We start from the raw sequence: 19,014 nt of genomic DNA, 5'->3' as shown, positions 1-19,014 counted from the left end.
AAAATTAAGCGACGATATTGACCAGTTTACCCGGTACAACAATAATTTTCTTCGGCGCACCTTCGATGAAACGCTGCACGCTTTCGCTGGCCAGCGCGGTGGCTTCTATCGTGGCTTTATCCGCATCTTTACTGACCTTGATGCTGCCGCGTAGTTTGCCGTTCACCTGTACCATCAGTTCGATTTCATCCTGCACCAGTGCTGCTTCATCGACTTGCGGCCATGGCGCATCGATCAGCTCGCCAAGCTCGGCAGCAAAGCCCATTTCCTGCCACAGCGCATGCGTGATGTGCGGGCAAACCGGATACAGGCCGCGCAACAAAACGCTGAATGCTTCACGCAATGCAGCGGCCGAACCTTCGGCTTCCGATTTGAATGACTCTATCGTGTTGAGTAACTTCATCGCACCGGAAACCACAGTGTTGTATTGCAGGCGATCATAATCGGCATCGATTTGTTTCAATGTCAGATGCACTTCACGGCGCAATACTTTCACATCCGCCGCGTAATTCGCCGGTGCTGTCGCACCAGTGGCAATCGTCGCAGACAATTTCAATGCTGATGCCCACAGGCGGCGCAGGTAACGCGAGGCACCTTCGACACCGCTGCTGCTCCAGGCAGCACTTTGATCCGGTGGGCCTGCAAACATCGTGAACAGACGTGCCGTATCAGCACCGAACTGGGTGATGATGTCTTTTGGTTCAACCACGTTGTTTTTGGATTTCGACATTTTTTCTATGCCGCCCATTTGCACTGGCTGACCATCAGATTTCAGGCTCGCCGATACCGGACGGCCTTTGTCGTCGTGTTGTACTTCGATTTCATTCGGATAGAACCAGGTCTTCTTACCGCTGGCATCTTCGCGGTAGAACGATTCGTTCAGCAACATGCCTTGCGTGAACAGATTCTTGAATGGCTCGTCAATCTTGACCAGACCCATATCGCGCATCGCTTTGGTCCAGAAACGGGCGTACAGCAAATGCAATACCGCATGTTCAACACCGCCGATATACTGATCCATCGCCATCCAGTAATCATTGCGTTCATCGACCATCGTCGTCGCATCCGGGCAGGTATAGCGCATGAAATACCAGCTGGAATCGACGAAAGTATCCATGGTGTCGGTTTCACGCTGAGCTGGCTTGCCGCATTTAGGGCAAGGAACATTCAGGAACGCTGCATGCGTTTTCAGCGGATTACCGGAACCATCAGGAATACATTCGGTTGGCAATACCACCGGTAAATCTTCGTAAGGCACAGGTACATCACCGCAGCATTCGCAACGAATGATAGGAATCGGCGTGCCCCAGTAACGTTGACGAGAAATGCCCCAGTCGCGCAAGCGCCAGGTGGTTTTTTTCTCGCCGACGCCTTTGGCTGCGAGATCAGCGGCGACAGCATCTACCGCTGCCTTATAGCTCAGTCCGTCGTATTTGCCGGAATTGACTGTCACGCATTTCTGTTTGTCGCCATACCAGTCAGCCCATGCGTCAGTGGTAAAGCTCTCACCTTCAACAGTCACAACTTGTTTGATCGCAATGCCGTATTTTTTGGCAAACGCAAAATCGCGTTCGTCATGTGCAGGTACGCCCATCACAGCGCCGTCGCCATAAGTCATCAGCACATAATTGCCGACCCAGACTTCGACTTGCTCACCGGTCAGCGGATGCGTGACGAATAAGCCCGTTGGCAGACCTTCTTTTTCCTTGGTCGCCATTTCGGCTTCCGTCGTACCACCGGCTTTGCATTCTTCGATGAACGCTGCCAGTTTTTCGTTATTTTTTGCAGCGACAGTCGCCAGCGGATGCTCCGCCGCCACGGCGCAGAACGTCACGCCCATGATGGTGTCTGGACGAGTCGTGAAGACATACATTTTGCCGTCTTGTACCAAGGCGCCGGTGTCGTCTTTGATCTCGTGACTGAATGCAAAGCGCACGCCTTCGCTCTTGCCTATCCAGTTACGCTGCATGGTGCGCACTTGTTCTGGCCAGCCATCGAGCGTATCGATACTGCTCAGCAATTCCTCGGCGTATTGGGTGATGCCGAAGTAGTAACCGGGGATTTCACGTTTTTCCACCAACGCTCCAGAGCGCCAGCCGCGACCATCAATCACCTGCTCATTCGCCAGCACGGTCTGATCAATCGGGTCCCAGTTCACGACCTGAGTTTTTTTGTAGGCGATGCCTTTTTCCAGCATCTTCAGGAACAGCCACTGGTTCCAACGGTAGTAATCGGGATCGCAGGTCGCTACTTCACGTGACCAGTCGAATGCCAGCCCCAGCGGTTCCATCTGCGACTTCATGTCTTCGATATTCGCGTAAGTCCATTCTGCCGGTGATTTTTTATATGCAATCGCGGCATTTTCGGCGGGCAGACCAAATGCATCCCAGCCCATCGGCATCAACACGTTATACCCCTTCATACGCAGCTGGCGGGCCAGCATGTCGTTGATGGTGTAGTTACGCACGTGACCCATGTGCAGCTTGCCGGAAGGGTAAGGCAGCATGGAGCAGGCGTAGTATTTGCCTTTAGGGAAACGTGGATTGTTTTCTACGGCCTTATAGGCGTCGATTTTTTTCCAATGGGATTGCGCCGATTGCTCGACGTCGGAGGGCGTGTATTTTTCTTGCATGGCGTGACCAGAAGTAGATGCGGAAATGACTCAGAACCTTAGATTATAACTGGTTCAGGGGTGATATTGAGCAATGCTTGCGAGCATCAGGGTTTGGCAGCGACCGGTTCCGTCACGGGTTGCATCACAAACGCAATTTTGTTCAACCCCTGCACCTGCGCCGCCGCCATCAGTTGCGCAATCATGTCGTAACGGGTGGATTTGTCGGCGCGTAATTGCAGATCGGGTTGCGGCTGTTGCAAAGCTGCCTGCCGGAAACGGGGCTCCAGCGCCGCCAGATCTGTCGCAACGCCCTGCAGATAAATGATGCCTGCGGCATCAATCGCAATTTGCAGCGATTCTGGCTGTTGCTGACTGGCCTTCGCCGTAGCTTGTGGTAAATCCAGTTTGATTGCCGGCGTCATCAGTGGTGCGGCGATGATGAAAATCACCAGCAACACCAGCATCACATCCACCATAGGAGTGACATTGATATCGGCCATGCTGTGCATCTGTGATCGTCCGGCTTTGTCATTAAACGAACCAAACGCCATGCTTACACCTGTTTTTCAGAATGTTGCTGATCGCCGTCGCGACTGCAATGCGCATGCAGATCGTGCGCGAAGCCATCAAGCTCAGCGAATGTCATACGATTGAAACGATTAAAAACATTGTAAGCAAGCACAGAAGGAATGGCGACGATCAGACCAAAGGCAGTCATGATGAGCGCTTCACCGACCGGCCCGGCAAGCTGATCTATCTGTATCGTACCTGCGGACGATATCGTCGTCAGCGCATGATAAATGCCCCATACCGTACCAAGCAAGCCAACAAACGGCGCAGTGGAACCAACGGAGGCCAGCACCGTCAGGCCATTTTCGAGACGACTTGTGGTTACCTGCAGTTGCTGGCGCAAAGCACGCGTCAGTGCGTCATTCAGACTGCTGTCAGCACTCAATGTTGATGCACGCTGAGCGGCATCCATTGCCGACATCGCCGCTACCGCCAACGACAGATACACCTGCTCTTTATCGCGCTGTTGTAACAGCATCTGCGCATCGGCCATACTCGGCGCGAGCCAGAATTTCGGCAAGAACGGCGCTGCTTTACGCACACGCCAAAAAGACCAGACTTTGGCAAAAATCAGCGCCCAGCTCAACAGAGACATCAGCAGTAAAAGATAGGCGATGGCATGCCCGAACTGATCTGCCTGCTCCCAGTAATGCGCGATTGCAGCGTTCATGCGATAGATAAGTTAGTGGTTATTCAGCCCGAGTACGTCGTACATATCGAACAGTCCGGTCGCCTTATCATTCAGGAAACGTGCCGCCCGCAGACTGCCGTGCGCGTAGGTGACCCGACTGGAAGATTTATGCGAAATTTCTACGCGCTCACCGATACCGGCGAACAACACCGTGTGATCGCCGACAATGTCACCACCACGTATCGTCGCAAAACCAATCGAAGACGGATCACGTTCGCCCGTCACACCTTCGCGCGCAAAGACGCCGACTTCTTTCAGATCGCGTCCCAACGCATCCGCAATCACCTCGCCCATTTTGAGCGCAGTACCGGAAGGCGCATCAACTTTATGCCGGTGATGTGCTTCAACGATTTCGATGTCATAGCCTTCGGCGAAACTCTTGGCTGCCATTTCCAGTAACTTCAGCGTGACATTAACGCCAACGCTCATGTTCGGCGCAAAGACAATCGCGGTTTGTTTGCCCGCTGCTGCGATTGCCGCTTTACCGGCATCGTCAAAACCTGTCGTGCCGACAATCATTTTGATGCCGTGCGCTGCACAGTAGTCGAGATGCTTCAACGTCCCTTCAGGACGTGTGAAGTCAATCAGAAATTCTGCGTTGGCCAATGCCTTAGCCAGATCAGACTCAATCAACACACCGGCAGGTTTGCCCAGAAATACGCCAGCGTCGGTACCTATTGCCGGGGAACCGGCAACATCCAACGCACCGGCCAGCACCATGTCGTCTGCGTTGCTGATAGCTTCAATCAGCATTTTCCCCATGCGGCCGGAAGCGCCCGCCACCGCTACTTTTAATGCAGTCATACCAGCTTTCTTTATTTTTTATCTTTTTTCTTCGGCGTGCCGTCGAGATCATTCAGCGACTCAACTTTATCTAAGCCCAGCGCCGACTCGGTAATCCTTGCCAGATATTCTTTTTCCGTTGGCAGACTACCGCCTTCAAATTTAGAAACCGTATTGTTTTTAAAATGAATGGTGACCTGACTGACTACCTGCTCGCCATTCGGCTTAGTCAGGCGGAAAGGATAATCCCAGCGGTCTTCGTGGAACATATCGGTCAACAAAGCGGTACCGAGCACAAAACGGACTTGCTCACGCGTCATCCCTTCTTTGATCTGCGCCATCATTTCCTGAGAAACGAAGTTACCTTGCTGAACGGTAATACGATATGGGGAAATATAGCCCAGGAATTTACTCACCCCTGTCGGTGCGTATATTTGCGTACCGGCCGTTGCTGACACAGCTTTGTCCGCCACTGGCGGTTTCGATGCGCAAGCAGATACGCCCAGTAATAATGTCATGCCTGCAAGCCGGATGGCTTTACCTTGAACAGATTTTGAAAACAACAATCGCATAGGTACCCTCAGTAATTGAGCAACATGCCCTAAAACCCGATATCATAAAGCAGATAGCCCTCTTTTGACCGAAAACATGACAAACAGCACTCCAAATCTGAAAGCCAGCGGACTTAAAGCAACCTTGCCACGCCTGAAAATCCTCGAAATTTTCCAAAGTAGTAAGGTTCGCCATCTGACTGCAGAAGACGTCTATAAAATACTTTTGAATGAAAATATGGATGTCGGTCTGGCAACTGTCTACCGCGTTCTGACACAATTTGAGCAGGCGGGTCTGCTGCACCGGAATCATTTTGAAACTGGCAAAGCTATTTTTGAATTAAACGAAGGCTCACACCATGATCATCTGGTCTGCCTCGATTGCGGTCGCGTTGAAGAGTTTTTTGATGCGGAAATTGAACAGCGCCAGCATACCATCGCTCTGGAGCGCGGCTTTAAAATCGCAGAACATTCACTCGCGATCTACGGTAGTTGCACGAAAGAGAACTGCGAGCACAAAAATTAAGTATCAACGTGCTCATACCAATGAGCATTGAAGCGCTTGTAACAGGATGCGTGGGTGCGTTGGGTTATTTTTTTATTTTTGCAGCGACACCAGCAACGGTATCGATAATTTTCTGCGCATTAAATGGTTTCAGAATAATGCCATGTATGCCTGATTTCACCGCTTCCGACAAAATGTCCTTATCGTGACTCGCTGTCACCAGCAATATTCTGGTATCAGGCAACATATCTTTAAGTTTTGGCAGCACATCAAGACCACTGACTTTGGGCATCACCACATCCAGCATAATCACGTCCGGCCGTAGTTTGAGCGCCATATCCAACCCGGTTCCACCGTCTGTCGCCTCACCTGCAACCGTGTATCCCTCGTTGCGCAACACGACACGTAACACTTCGCGGGTAATATCGTTGTCGTCGATGAGTAATATGGAAATATTTTTATTTAACATCGCATGTCTCTTTTACTGACTCAAGGCGTTAGAAAGTAATTTCGCCGTAATATCGACTATCGGTATCACTCTTTCATACGCCATCCGCGTCGGACCGATCACACCCAGGGTGCCGACAATCTTACCGTTAACCTCATACGGCGCAGTGACAACGCTCATCTCATCCATAGGCAACAACTGCGATTCCCCACCGATAAAAATCTGCACCCCCGTCGCTTTACACGATACATCCAGCAATTGCATCAGACTGCTCTTTTGCTCGAACATGTCGAACAGCTTACGCAGTGATGTCATGTTGGAGGATAAATCCTGCACATTCAGCAAATTGGTTTTTCCTGAAATAACCATTTCATCACTTTGCTCAGACAAGGCATCACTGCCCGCTTCGACAGCGGCTTGCATCAGACTGGTCATATCTGTTTGCAACTGCCGTAATTCGTTATTAATACCGAGGCGCGCATCTTCAAAAGCATGTCCGCTGAAATTCTGATTCAGATAATTAGCTGCCTGCGACAACTGCGCCGGGGTGTAATCAATATCCGTCAGGAGCAAGCGGTTATGCACTTCTCCGGTCGGTGCCACAACTACCAGCAAAATGCGTTTTTCCGACAGACGCAGGAATTCGACCTGCTGAAAAATTGATTCGGTTTTCGGCGTCATAACAACACCGGCAAATTGCGACAACGAGGATAATATCTGTGCGGCATTCGCAATAATTTTTTGCGGGGGTTGAGATAACAAACCCGATTGCAGCCGGGATTCCAGCCCCAGTTCACTGATTTCCTGCACCGTCAGTAATTTATCAACAAATACGCGATAACCTTTGGGAGTGGGAACGCGGCCAGCCGACGTATGCGGGCTGGCAACCAAACCCATCTCCTCCAGATCAGCCATCACATTACGGATCGTCGCCGGCGACAGATCAAGGCCGGAAATTTTTGAGAGAGCACGCGAACCTACAGGCTGACCGTCGGCGATGTAGCGTTCTACGAGGGCTTTTAAAAGAGTTTGAGCGCGAGTGTCTAGTAGCATCTGTTCATTTTATGCGACTGAAGCAAACATGAACATAGAAAACTTCATAACCATTTTGTCAAATCATGTAAATTTTTAAATTCTGCATCAGGCTGAATATGTTGATGGCGCTCATCCTTGATCTCCAGACTATGCCGGTTCATCCATGCCCCACGCAATCCTGCCTGTTGCGCGCCTTGCACGTCGAGCAATAAATCATCGCCGACATATAAGGCTTCGTGCGGCGCTACGCCCAACGCGTCACAGGCGGCGAGAAATATGCGCGGATCAGGTTTTGCGCAACCAAACTCACGTGCCGCAATCGATGTACGGAAATGTGAAGCAAGACCAATTTCACGCAGATCAGCAAAGCCATTTGAGACCGAGCCCAACAGAACCCGCTGCGACAATACCTTTAGCGCCGGAACGACATCATCATACAAACTCACCTTATTGCGGGCATCGGCAAATACCGCCATGGCCTGATCGGCCTTCGCGACAGGCACATCATGTTCTGCGAATATCTGGCTAAGCAAGGTATGTCGCAAAACCCACAGGTCGTATTGAAAACGGGGATCGGTTGGTACCAGCTTATTGCGACGTTGCCGCATTGATTCGACGGAATAATTCGCTGCCACTGCTGGCACATGTTCCTGCATCCACTGATACAAGCTCGCTTCCGCATGTTGAATCACCGGCGCAACCGGCCACAAGGTATCGTCTAAATCCAGTAATACAGCTTTAATTGTCATAAATAGCAGTCAGTTGATTCATTTCTACGCTAATTATGGTCTAATCTGACGAATCACGTCACCACTCTTTTTTTATGACTGTCCCTTCAAAAACGATTGCACTTGTTGGTAAATTTAATGCTCCCGGTATAGCAGAATCAATGAGTGAACTCGCCAGCTTTCTTGACCGCGCAGGCAATACGGTTGTAGTCGAAGCTGAAACGGCGCAATACATAGAATTACCGGGGTTTCAGGCCATGTCAGTCGCAGACATAGGAAAACATGCAAATGCCGCGATTGTGGTCGGCGGCGACGGTACGATGCTCGGTATCGCCCGGCAACTGGCGCAATACCATATCCCGCTGATAGGCATTAATCAGGGGCGACTCGGTTTCATTACAGATATCCCGCTTGATCGTATGATTCCGGTGATTGCTGAGATGCTGGAAGGTAAATACGTCTCTGAACGGCGCAGCCTGTTGCAGGCTATCGTTGTCCGTGAAGGACATCAGATCTTCAGCGGTCTCGCCTTTAACGACATTGTAGTGTCTCGTGGGACCGGTTCCGGCATGGTCGAGCTCAGTGTCGAAGTCGATTCTCATTTCATGTATAACCAGCGCTCGGATGGGTTGATTGTCTCCACCCCGACTGGCTCCACTGCGTATTCTCTCTCAGCAGGCGGGCCGCTGCTGCACCCCAGCCTGAGCGGCATCGTCATGGTGCCGATCGCACCGCATGCTTTATCGAATCGCCCTATCGTGCTGCCGGAAAGCAGCGAAATCGTGATCGAAATCGTTGCTGGACGCGACATCAGCGTCAACTTTGACATGCAAACCTTTGCCAGCCTGTTGCGTCAGGATCGCATCGTCGTCAAACGTTCCAACCACACGGTGACTTTCCTGCATCCTCAGGACTGGAATTATTACCATACGCTGCGGGAAAAACTGCACTGGAACGAATACCCTACCGTGGAAGGTGCGCTGAATTAATGGCAAACGGCTCTCCGCTGAATTTGGGGGATGCGAGACGCTGCTTATAGGGTTACTTATTGCTAAAATAGCTTTGCTAATCCAGTCTGAATTTTTTCCTTTTTTCATTTCGTTTTTTTATTTCGTTTTTTTATTTTTAACTACTCCTGCTCCTATGCTGCGCACGCTTGCCATTCGTGATTTTGTCATTGTTGATGTTCTTGAACTGGAATTTTCATCCGGCTTCAGTGTCCTGACGGGTGAAACCGGCGCAGGTAAGTCGATACTGATCGATGCACTGACACTGGCGTTAGGCGGGCGTGGCGATGCGAGCATGGTGCGCGAATCTGCCGCAAAAGCAGATATCTCTGCCGAATTTTCGATCTCGGATAGTGTCCAGCAATGGCTGCTGGAAAATGAATTCAGCGATCCTGAGCAACAGTTGATTCTGCGCCGCACGATCGATAATGCTGGACGCTCGAAAGCCTGGATCAACGGCATCACAGCCACCGCGACGCAATTACGCGAACTGGGTGATCTGCTGGTCGATATCCATGGGCAACACGCGCATCAGTCTTTACTCAAAGCGGATGCACAACGCTCGCTGCTGGATATGCAAGGCGGCTTACAAGAGAACGCCGCAGAAGTTGCAACGCGTTACAAAGCCTGGCGTAATCTGAGCCGGCAGCGCGAAGAATTTGAAACCAACGCCAAGAATGTCTTGCAAGAGCGCGAGCGTCTTGAATGGCAGGTAGGTGAACTCGACAAATTGCAAATCAAAGCAGGCGAATGGGAAAACATCAGTCAGGAACACAGCCGTCTGGCACATGCAGCAAGCCTGCTTGATGGCGCGCAAGAAGCGGCAGCACTGATTTCTGATTCAGAACATCCAGTGCTATCGCAATTGACTGCAGTACAACAAAAATTACTCAAGCTGCTGGATTACGATGCCGCGCTGAAACCAGTCACCGAAGCGCTGGAATCTGCCTGCATCAATTTGCAGGAAACAACTTATGCGCTGAACGATTATCTGAATCGCACCGAGCTCGATCCGGCACGCTTACGTGAAGTCGAACAACGCGTCGAAACCATACATACCACTGCGCGTCGCTTTCACGTCGCTCCTGAATATTTACATCAGGAATTTGCAACTTTATCTGAGCAATTAAAACAGTTGTCCGATGCCAGTGATATGGATGCGCTTCGCTTGCAGGAAGAAAAAGCGTATCAGCATTATCTGCAAGCCGCACAACAACTGAGCAAAGCGCGCGAAAAAACAGCAAAAACACTGAGTGTCGCGGTAACGGCAGCGATGCAGGAATTAAGCATGGCCGGTGGCAGTTTTGCCATCAGTCTGAATCCATGTGAGGCTGCTGCATACGGTATCGAGCAGATTGAATTTTTAGTCGCTGGTCATGCCGGAGTGCAAGCCCGTCCGCTGGCAAAAGTGGCGTCTGGTGGCGAGCTGGCGCGCATCTCCTTAGCCATTTCCGTCATCACTTCAGGTGCGACGGCAACACCTACCTTGATTTTCGACGAAGTCGACAGCGGTATTGGTGGCGGTGTTGCAGAAGTAGTCGGACGCTTACTGAAACGTCTGGGACAAGACCGTCAGGTATTGTGCGTCACCCATTTACCGCAAGTGGCGAGTCAGGCGAATCAGCATTTTCAGGTCAGCAAAACGAATCACAACGGCAAAACCATCTCTCATATCGACGTGCTTGATAACAAGCAACGCGTCGAAGAAATCGCCCGCATGCTGGGTGGCATAGAAATCACCGCAACCACTCGTAAACACGCCAGAGAATTACTGGCCTCTTAAAAAAATAAATACCATGCGCTTTCTGAAAGAACCTGATTACTCCCACGGAAAAATCGGAAAAACGGCGGTCGTACTGATCAATCTCGGTACGCCGGATGCACCGACCAGACCGGCAGTGCGCCGCTATCTGAAACAGTTCTTATGGGACAGACGTATCGTCGAAGTACCCCGTGCAATCTGGTGGCTGATCCTGCATGGCATCATCCTGCCTTTCCGCTCCGGTCAGTCAGCGAAGAAATATACGTCTATCTGGACCAATGACGGCTCACCGCTGAAAGTACACACGGAAAAACAGGCCGTACTACTGAAGGGCTATCTTGGCGAACGTGGTCATGAGGTACACGTCACTTATGCGATGCGCTACGGCACACCGTCGATACCCGATGTGCTGCAAAAGCTGAAAGCAGATGGTTATGATCGCTTATTGATTTTGTCGGCTTATCCACAATATTCTGCGACGACAACGGGATCGAATTTCGACGCGGTGTTCAGCCATTATCAACAGGTCAGAAATATTCCTGAACTGCGTCTGGTCAAAAATTATCATGATCACGAGGCTTACATAGAAGCGCTGCGGCTATCAGTGCTGGCAAGCTGGCAAACCAACGGCAGGCCGGAAAAACTGGTCATGAGTTTTCACGGTTTGCCAAAAGCATTTCTGTTGCGCGGTGACGTCTATCATTGTGAATGCTATAAAACCGCACGCCTGCTTGCTGAAAAGCTAGGCCTATCGAAAGATCAGTACATCGTCACTTTCCAGTCGCGTTTAGGAAAAGCCGAATGGCTGCAACCTTACACTGCACCAACGGTAACGCAACTCGCCAAAGATGGGGTGCGGCGCGTTGATGTGATCTGCCCCGGCTTCATCGCCGACTGCCTGGAAACGCTGGAAGAAATTGCGATGGAAGTACGGGCCGATTTTCTGCAAGCCGGTGGTAAAGAATTTAATTACATTCCTTGTCTGAACGAATCGCCATCCTGGTTACGCGCTCTGGCGGAAATTGCGGAACAACATCTGATCGGCTGGCCAACCATGCTGACGGTCAGCATGCGCGAAGAACAGAAGCAACAGGCGCTGCTCAGCCGCGCCGAAGCCAAACGCATGGGTGCGAATCAATAAGCGCCAGAGACATGACGACAGCCACATATTTTATCGGTGACATTCAAGGTTGCGACGGTCAGTTGGGTGAACTGCTGCATCGCATAGAACAGCACTCACGTTCCGCCCGCTATCTGTTTGCCGGTGATCTGGTGAATCGCGGTCCGAAATCCTTGCAGACTCTGCGTCGCGTCCGTGCTTTGCAACAAGCCGGGCGAGCAGAGAGTGTGCTTGGGAATCACGATCTGCATCTGCTGGCGGTTGCTCATGGCATACGTCCCGCGCATCGCAGCGATACGCTTACAGAAATATTAAATGCGCCGGATTGCGCTGAATTGCTAGAATGGTTGCGCCAGCGGCCGATGGCGATAACAGAGCAACAGCACTTACTGATCCATGCCGGACTTTTCCCATCGTGGTCAGCCGAAAAAACCATGGCACTCGCTGGTGAAGTGGAAACCATGTTGCGCAGTGCGGACTGGCTGGGCTTTTTACGGCAAATGTATGGCAATACTCCGGCTTACTGGGATGAAGGTTTACAGGGAGCAGATCGCTTGCGCTGCATCGTCAATGCCCTGACACGGATGCGTTTTTGCAGCATCGAAGGACAGATGGATTTTGCCAGCAAGGATGGCGTCGGTACTGCTCCGCAAGGACATGCGCCCTGGTTCGATCTGCCACGTGCCTCGGACAACAGCACGGTAGTGTTTGGTCACTGGTCCACCTTAGGACTGGTATTACGTTCCAATCTGATCAGCCTTGATACCGGTTGCGTCTGGGGCGGTAAGCTGACCGCAGTTGCTCTTCACAACAGAACGCTGGTACAGATCGACTGCCCGCAACAGCAAAGACCTGGCTGATATAAGCAACATTTTTCCCATTAGAAACAATCTAACGGCAAGTGCGCTCAGCCCACTTGCCGTTGTTGTATTCATGACGGCGACGACGCAAAACAGTTGTGAACAATGTTTAAAACATTACATTCAAATAATAATTTAGCAAAATTCTGATCTATACTTCCAGATAACAAATTTGTTACATTTATTACGTTTTTAAACATGTGCCTGCGCGCAAAATCTGGGAAAAATATATGGATCCGAATGAATTTCTGCCCGCCACCCGAACAGAGTTTCACCGGACTTTTCTGAGCTGCATAGAAGCCGCAACACCGCACACACTGGAAGCCTTATTTAAAAAAGCCGAGGCCGCCCGCAGCTCAACAGAACAAAGAGATTATCTGCATGCCAGCATGCGCCTGCGGCAAGGCAGGCAAATGCTCGATGCCATGAGCGAAGCGATGGATGGCTTGCTGAACCGGAGCTTCCAGACCACCTACAATACGTTTCGCCCGGCATCCATCTTAAAAATGCAAAGCGACAGTCTGTCACTGGTCGATTCGCATGCGCTGGAAAACGAACTGCTGCTCAATGAAATTACGGCGCGTTTCCGTGCCGAAGCCGAAGAGCAGATACGCGATCTGAATATACGTATCGCTCTGTTGTTCAGTCAGGAAAAAATCAGCGAACGAGAGAATCCTTTCCGGCCGTATTTAATCACCCGCAGCATCGCCAGCGGCATAGAAAAATTTGAACTGGACGACGATATTTCTGCGGCCGTTATCGCACAGATTGCAGAAGATCTGACGCCACATATCGGTAAAATTTATGATGCAGTGAATAACTACTTCGCCGCCAAAGGGGTGGCAGCGGAACTACAGTTAAAAATCAAGAAAACACCGCCCGCTGCAACCACTGCAACCACGGCGACAACTGCCGCCGCGCCTGACACGGCCCCGCCGGTCAACGATAGTATGCCCTCCACGGATACGCATAATGAAGGTGCAATGCCGGGCGCGATGCATCAACAATCATTCTCAGGCAACGAAGGATTGCCTTCGCCAGCATATCCAGCGCAACAGTTACAAGCCACTCCGGCGGCGACACCGGTCAGCAAAGTCGAACAATTATTCAACAGCGTGCGGGATCTCGCAGCTGGAATAAGCGCCAGCAAAATCGGGTCAGCAACACAGCAATTCACTCAACAACTGGTGCAACAAGCCGCGTCTGCTTTTACATCACAGCCGAAAGTCGTTGCGCCGTATCCAGGATTGGACGGATACGCCGCGCCGTTGGCAGACCCAGGTCAGGCACGCGCCAGCGCATTTCAATGGCTGGAAAAAAATCAATCCGTCGGCTCGACCTTACGACAGTTATTCGGTGGCCACGGGGAGATAAACAGCACGAACGACAACGCAACAAATCGCACAGCCAATAGCGCCAGCAATAGTGTCAACAACAATCTTAACGCCAGCAATGGCGTAGCAACCGGCAATGCGGAAGGGCATGCCACCGACCAAACGCTGAACGGCGCCCACCATCTGCCGCACACAGCATACGGATCAGCACAAACCAGCGCGACACCAACGGCAAATAGCGACCATCGCAACCATTCCGATCCCGCTTACAGCATCACTGACAGCAATCATTCAGAGACCAGTACAGGCATAGTACGGTCGGTGCATGAGCTACAAAAAAATAACATCATTGCCGGCGAACAGATGTTCAATCATCTGGGCGGCATCCGTAATCTGATACTGGAGCAAAGAACCACGCTCAATGACATGACGGATAATGTCGATGAGCAGATGACCATTGATGTCGTCGCAATGCTGTTTGAATTTATTTTGAGCGACCCGCAGGTACCGGCAGAAATACGTGCGCAGCTGGGGCGATTGCAATTTCTGGTGCTGAAAATCGCCCTTCGCGATCAGACTTTGCTGACCCAGAAAGGGCATCCGGCACGCATGCTGATCAATCGTGTCGGCTCGATTTCACTGGGACTGAAACAGATAGATCCAACGGGTGCGCACATCACCCAGGAAATCTGCCGCATCGTCGAAACATTACTGGAAGACGACAGCGAAAATTCGCAATTATTCATCCGCATGCTCGATGAGTTTGATGCGTTTATCGCGCGCGAATTGCGCTCCAGTGAGCAAACGATTGCGCACACCGTAGAAGCTATCGAAACCGCGCAGAACCGCACTTTGCGCCTGGTGCATATCTCGGCGCAGTTACGCGAGGTCTTGCAAAAACTGCAGATTGATCCCTATCTGCGTGATTTTTTAGAAAATACCTGGGTACATGCGATCGAATATGCCGAACGTGAAGATGCCAAACGCGGTATCCGTTATCGCCTGCTGATTCCCGATCTGCTCTGGAGCATCGTCGCCAAACTGAACGAAGAAGACCGCACACAACTGTTCGCTTTGCTGCCCATCATACTGAACACGTTGCGCGAAGCACTGACTGCGATTCAGTGGAATAACGCTAAGCAGAAACATTTGCTCGACTGGCTGGTGGATGCTCATACGAATGCCTTGCGTACCGTGCAGCAGCCGCTTAACCCGCAGACACGTTCATTAAGCTTACCGGCAATTCATGAGCATTTTGCCGACTTCATCTATCACAACGAAGCCTCGCAGGAAGCATTGCACGAACAGTTGCGTGCGCCGGAAACCCAGCAAAGACTGGACAAAGCAATACGCGACCTCGACATTCAGGTGCAGATGCTGGATGAGTTTTTTGATAGCGAGTTAGCGACAGAAAGTGCCATTGGCGAAAAGCCCGCCGACGCCGTGGAATTTACACAGGAAGTCATACAGGAACGCCTGCGCAGCGGTATCAGCCTGGAAGTGAAACTGGGAATCAAACCCAGTATCGCCACGCTGAACTGGGTTGATCCATCACATCATAATCTGGTGCTGACGCTGGCAGGCAATGAAAAACCCTCGCTCGTCAGTGTGCGCATGTTCCGCCGCATGATTGCTCACGGTCGTGTGCGTTTTCTCGAAAATGAGCCGCTGTTTGAACGCGCAGTGCAAGCCTTACTGACTTCGGCAGATGCGATTGACCATCCCGCATTCGCTTGAACTTTATAACGACCTCGGGTGTCAGAGGCGATACTGCCAACCAGACCATCGCCTGTCATGACTGTGATCTATCGCCACGATGAGTGGGATGCTCAGCGCACAACCGTGCGGCTGTGCTCTGCACTACTGGCGGCGGGAGTCACGCTGCTATTGATATTAGCCCTGTCGCGTCCGCTCGATATCGTCAAGACGTCCGATACTTTCGTTCATCCAGTGTCAACCATGTTGTTGCAATTTCCACTGAATATCCGCCTGGCTGTCGACGCTGCGAAAGACGCGCCTGCGACTATGGCACCGGCCTCCGATGCTATGCGTAAGGTACACAACAAATCAGCCTCGACTACCGTATCAACAAGCGCTGCCGACATTCCTGAAAGCGTTAATGTACCTGTCTCTGCCAACGCTAACACTGCAAACGATTCAGTAACTCTGGATATCAGCCCGCAAAGTATTGCCAGAGCCTATCAGGCAAGTAAAAGTGAATTGCAGCAACGTGCCGAAGCCAGTGGCAAGACCCTGGAAAATGCGGCACCGGGTAAATATGAGCGTTTGCAGAAAGATTTACAGCAGGCGACGATTCCGGGATGTGCCGATGACGATGCATTAAAACATCGTCCGGCAAAAATCGGCGGCGTTTCCTTTATCGGTTTACTCGCAGCACCGTTCTGGGCACAGGCGGCGATATCGGGGAAATGTCGCTGACTCTGCCGCGACAGAAGACCGCCTGAGTCATACAACGGCTGCTGGACGCCTGAAAATACTCCCGGGGAGTATTTTTTAAAGCCTTTTATTAACGCTGAGAATAAGCGGTTTTCTTCATATACTCCCCATAAAACCAATTTTTAAGGAGTATCGGCGCGGGTTTACGGCACGCAGATGGACGCTGAGCACACCGGAAAAAATCGCCAACACAAGGACGTCAGAAATACCGTTTTTATCCGGCGTTTTTTCGTGCATTTTTTGTCCGGCGCTTTTGTCCGGCGTTTTTGTCCGTCTAATCAGGCAGCTATTGCGATAGTCCTAATTCTCGCATTACCAGTTCGTGCGCTTGCAAGGCGATATCGCGGCGATGCGCACCTTCTGTCGCAATCGCTGGCAGGCGGATCACTTCTGCAGTCATGCGTGGCGCTCTTAAGATCGTGCTCATGCTTTCGGCAAACGTCATGTCACCAATGAAATCGGCTGCCGGATGAAATTTTCCTTGTGCATCAACGTAGCGCAGCACGAAAGGCTGCACCGGCACTTTGGCCTCTATCGCCGCTTCAAATAAATTGGCGTGAAATGGCAGCACCGTGCCCTGCGCTGCAGTAGTCCCTTCGGGGAAAAAAGCGATCCGTTTGCCATCATGAATCTGATGCACCAGACCTTCGTAAATCCGCCGCACTTCACGCTGCTTGCCGCGCGCTAAAAAGATGGTTCCGGCTTTTTCGCATAACCAGCCGAGCACAGGCCAGGAGCGGATATCTGCTTTCGCAACAAAGTGGCAGGGATGCACCGTGTTGATGACGAAAATATCGAGCCAGGACACGTGATTCGAGACAATCAGCGCCCTTTCGGCAAACAGCCCCTGGCTGGCATCCTTAAACACGACATCCACCGTGCAGATTGCCATCAGTTGCTTCGACCAACGCTGCACCAGCGCTTCTCTTCTGGCTGCTCCGACTAAAGGAAAGAGCACGGCGCAAGTCAGCAAACCTGCGACCAGATGAAGAAAAACGCGGAAAAAATGCCAGAAAATCATACGGACTCGCCAGATACTCCAAGAGAGTATTTATAAAAATTTTGGTTCTTCGGCACAAAGCCAAACAAGGCACGGCAAATACTATCCATACGCCCTGTTTGCTTTGTGTATAGCGCTTATTGCGAGCACACCAGCCACTACATCACTCGGCAACAGCGGACGATGCGGGTGACGGTGTTGAATGCAGGTTACAGATTGTCAAAGGCAATATGGCCATCCACCATCGTCAGCCTGACCACGCCTGGCAATTCGTAACCCAGAAATGGCGTATGTTTGCCCTGACTTGCCAACGCAGCGGCTTCCACTTTCCAGTGTGCTGCGGGATCAAATACACACAGATCAGCCGCACTGCCAGCGGTCAGTTGACCCGCAGCGATACCTGCGACCTGTGCCGCGCCACTACTGATTTTCGACAAGGCTTGCGCCAAAGTGACGGCGCCACGGCTGTCGTCTGCCCATTTGAGCGCGAGCGACAATAATAATTCGAGCCCGGTTGCGCCCGGTGATGCTTCCGCAAACGGCAACAGTTTTTCATCATCATCGACTGGCGTGTGATCAGAGCAGATCGCATCGATCGTGCCATCCAACAGTGCCGCTTTGATTGCATCACGGTCACGCTGACTGCGCAACGGCGGCGTCATGCGCGCATTCGAATCAAAGTAGCCGATATCGTTATCGGTCAGATGCACATGATGGGCGCCAACATCACACGTCAGCGACAAGCCTTCGGCTTTCGCCTGACGCACCAGTTCCAGACCGGCGGCAGATGAAATCCGGCACAGATGCACTTTTGCACCAGTGGCACGCATCAGCTCAAACAAGGTATGCAGCGCGATCGTTTCTGCCATGACAGGCACACCAGATAAGCCCAGACGCGATGCCAGCGGGCCGCTATGCGCGACGCCGCCTTTGCCTATGTAGGCATCTTGCGGACGTAACCAGACCGTGTATCCGAACGTGCTCGCGTATTGCAAAGCGCGTTGCAGCGTATTCGTGTCGGCAATTGTTTCTTCGGCTTGCGAAAAACCGATACAGCCGGCGTCGGTCAGTGCAGACATTTCTGTCAGAGACTCGCCTTTGAGTCCCACCGTCAGCGCGCCCAGTGGATACACATGCGCTTTGTTCTGTGTGCGCGCACGCTGTCGCAGCATTTCGACCAGACCCGATTCATCCAGCACAGGATCGGTATCCGGTGGACAAACCAGACTGGTGACACCACCACGCATGGCCGCCTGCAATTCCGATTCCAGCGTTGCTTTGTATTCAAAGCCGGGTTCGCGCAAACGCGCACTTAAATCCACCAGCCCCGGCGCCACAACAAGCCCGCTGGCATCCACGACTTTATTGGCAACGAAATCAGCCGGTACTGTGCCGATCGCAAGAATTTTTCCGGCGGCGATAAACACATCCTGTACCGCATCAACGCCACTCGCCGGATCAATCACGCGGCCATTTTTAATTTGAATTTTCATGTTGCTTCCCTGTACGTCTCACCTAACGGATAACGCACGATCAGTTATCGCCGGGC

The 19,014-nt window shown here is 51.6% G+C and carries 17 protein-coding genes; 7 read left to right on the top strand and 10 right to left on the bottom strand.

Annotated features, from left to right (window positions below):
- Positions 1-4: 4 nt before the first annotated feature.
- From leuS to H8K26_RS09200, 5 genes are all read right to left on the bottom strand, one after another.
- Positions 5-2,632, bottom strand: coding sequence for a leucine--tRNA ligase (gene leuS / locus H8K26_RS09220; RefSeq protein WP_190479032.1), 2,628 nt, complete (start codon positions 2,630-2,632; stop codon positions 5-7).
- Between the two features lie 86 nt (positions 2,633-2,718).
- Positions 2,719-3,165, bottom strand: a complete 447-nt coding sequence (locus tag H8K26_RS09215) for an ExbD/TolR family protein (protein WP_190479031.1) — start codon at positions 3,163-3,165, stop codon at positions 2,719-2,721.
- Positions 3,166-3,167: 2 nt separating this feature from the next.
- Positions 3,168-3,854, bottom strand: coding sequence for a MotA/TolQ/ExbB proton channel family protein (locus tag H8K26_RS09210; protein WP_190479029.1), 687 nt, complete (start codon positions 3,852-3,854; stop codon positions 3,168-3,170).
- Positions 3,855-3,866: 12 nt separating this feature from the next.
- Positions 3,867-4,679: a 4-hydroxy-tetrahydrodipicolinate reductase gene (gene dapB, locus H8K26_RS09205; protein ID WP_190479027.1), complete on the bottom strand. Its 813-nt coding sequence runs from the start codon at positions 4,677-4,679 to the stop codon at positions 3,867-3,869.
- Positions 4,680-4,690: 11 nt separating this feature from the next.
- The gene (locus tag H8K26_RS09200; protein ID WP_186882860.1) at positions 4,691-5,176 is read right to left on the bottom strand and encodes an outer membrane protein assembly factor BamE; all 486 of its coding nucleotides are present in this window, start codon (positions 5,174-5,176) and stop codon (positions 4,691-4,693) included.
- A gap of 130 nt (positions 5,177-5,306) precedes the next feature.
- On the opposite strand from H8K26_RS09200, the gene fur reads away from it, so the two are divergent.
- The gene (gene fur / locus H8K26_RS09195; RefSeq protein WP_186882859.1) at positions 5,307-5,735 is read left to right on the top strand and encodes a ferric iron uptake transcriptional regulator; all 429 of its coding nucleotides are present in this window, start codon (positions 5,307-5,309) and stop codon (positions 5,733-5,735) included.
- Between the two features lie 64 nt (positions 5,736-5,799).
- On the opposite strand, the gene H8K26_RS09190 is transcribed toward fur, so the two are convergent.
- From H8K26_RS09190 to H8K26_RS09180, 3 genes are read right to left on the bottom strand one after another with little or no spacing between them, the layout of a single operon-like run.
- Positions 5,800-6,183, bottom strand: a complete 384-nt coding sequence (locus H8K26_RS09190) for a response regulator (protein ID WP_186882858.1) — start codon at positions 6,181-6,183, stop codon at positions 5,800-5,802.
- Positions 6,184-6,195: 12 nt separating this feature from the next.
- Positions 6,196-7,215: a heat-inducible transcriptional repressor HrcA gene (hrcA, locus tag H8K26_RS09185; protein ID WP_190479025.1), complete on the bottom strand. Its 1,020-nt coding sequence runs from the start codon at positions 7,213-7,215 to the stop codon at positions 6,196-6,198.
- Between the two features lie 44 nt (positions 7,216-7,259).
- Positions 7,260-7,946 carry an HAD family hydrolase gene (locus H8K26_RS09180; RefSeq protein WP_190479023.1) on the bottom strand — a complete coding sequence of 229 codons (687 nt, stop codon included), beginning with the start codon at positions 7,944-7,946 and terminating at the stop codon, positions 7,260-7,262.
- Between the two features lie 74 nt (positions 7,947-8,020).
- Between H8K26_RS09180 and H8K26_RS09175 the strand changes: the two genes are divergently transcribed.
- The 6 genes from H8K26_RS09175 (at position 8,021) to H8K26_RS09150 (ending at position 16,447) form a co-directional block, all read left to right on the top strand.
- On the top strand, positions 8,021-8,914 hold the full coding sequence (locus tag H8K26_RS09175; protein ID WP_190479022.1) for an NAD kinase: 894 nt from the start codon (positions 8,021-8,023) through the stop codon (positions 8,912-8,914).
- A 154-nt stretch (positions 8,915-9,068) separates the two neighbouring features.
- Entirely contained in the window at positions 9,069-10,715 is a 1,647-nt protein-coding gene (recN, locus tag H8K26_RS09170) for a DNA repair protein RecN (RefSeq protein WP_190479020.1), read from the top strand.
- A gap of 13 nt (positions 10,716-10,728) precedes the next feature.
- Positions 10,729-11,835: a ferrochelatase gene (gene hemH, locus H8K26_RS09165; RefSeq protein ID WP_190479018.1), complete on the top strand. Its 1,107-nt coding sequence runs from the start codon at positions 10,729-10,731 to the stop codon at positions 11,833-11,835.
- 11 nt (positions 11,836-11,846) lie between these two features.
- Positions 11,847-12,674, top strand: a complete 828-nt coding sequence (locus H8K26_RS09160) for a symmetrical bis(5'-nucleosyl)-tetraphosphatase (protein ID WP_190479017.1) — start codon at positions 11,847-11,849, stop codon at positions 12,672-12,674.
- A gap of 230 nt (positions 12,675-12,904) precedes the next feature.
- Entirely contained in the window at positions 12,905-15,745 is a 2,841-nt protein-coding gene (locus H8K26_RS09155) for a DUF1631 family protein (RefSeq protein ID WP_190479015.1), read from the top strand.
- A 57-nt stretch (positions 15,746-15,802) separates the two neighbouring features.
- Complete coding sequence (locus H8K26_RS09150; protein WP_190479013.1) at positions 15,803-16,447, top strand: hypothetical protein; 645 nt, start codon at positions 15,803-15,805, stop codon at positions 16,445-16,447.
- 304 nt (positions 16,448-16,751) lie between these two features.
- On the opposite strand, the gene H8K26_RS09145 is transcribed toward H8K26_RS09150, so the two are convergent.
- Positions 16,752-17,486, bottom strand: coding sequence for a lysophospholipid acyltransferase family protein (locus H8K26_RS09145; protein WP_190479012.1), 735 nt, complete (start codon positions 17,484-17,486; stop codon positions 16,752-16,754).
- Positions 17,487-17,674: 188 nt separating this feature from the next.
- Positions 17,675-18,958, bottom strand: a complete 1,284-nt coding sequence (locus tag H8K26_RS09140) for a dihydroorotase (protein ID WP_190479010.1) — start codon at positions 18,956-18,958, stop codon at positions 17,675-17,677.
- Between the last annotated feature and the right edge of the window lie 56 nt (positions 18,959-19,014).

Source organism: Cognatundibacterium aquatile (genome assembly GCF_014699135.1).
GTDB lineage: Bacteria > Pseudomonadota > Gammaproteobacteria > Burkholderiales > Burkholderiaceae_D > Undibacterium > Undibacterium aquatile.
Note: the sequence above shows the minus strand (reverse complement) of the source record. Positions and strands in the feature narration are given on the sequence as shown.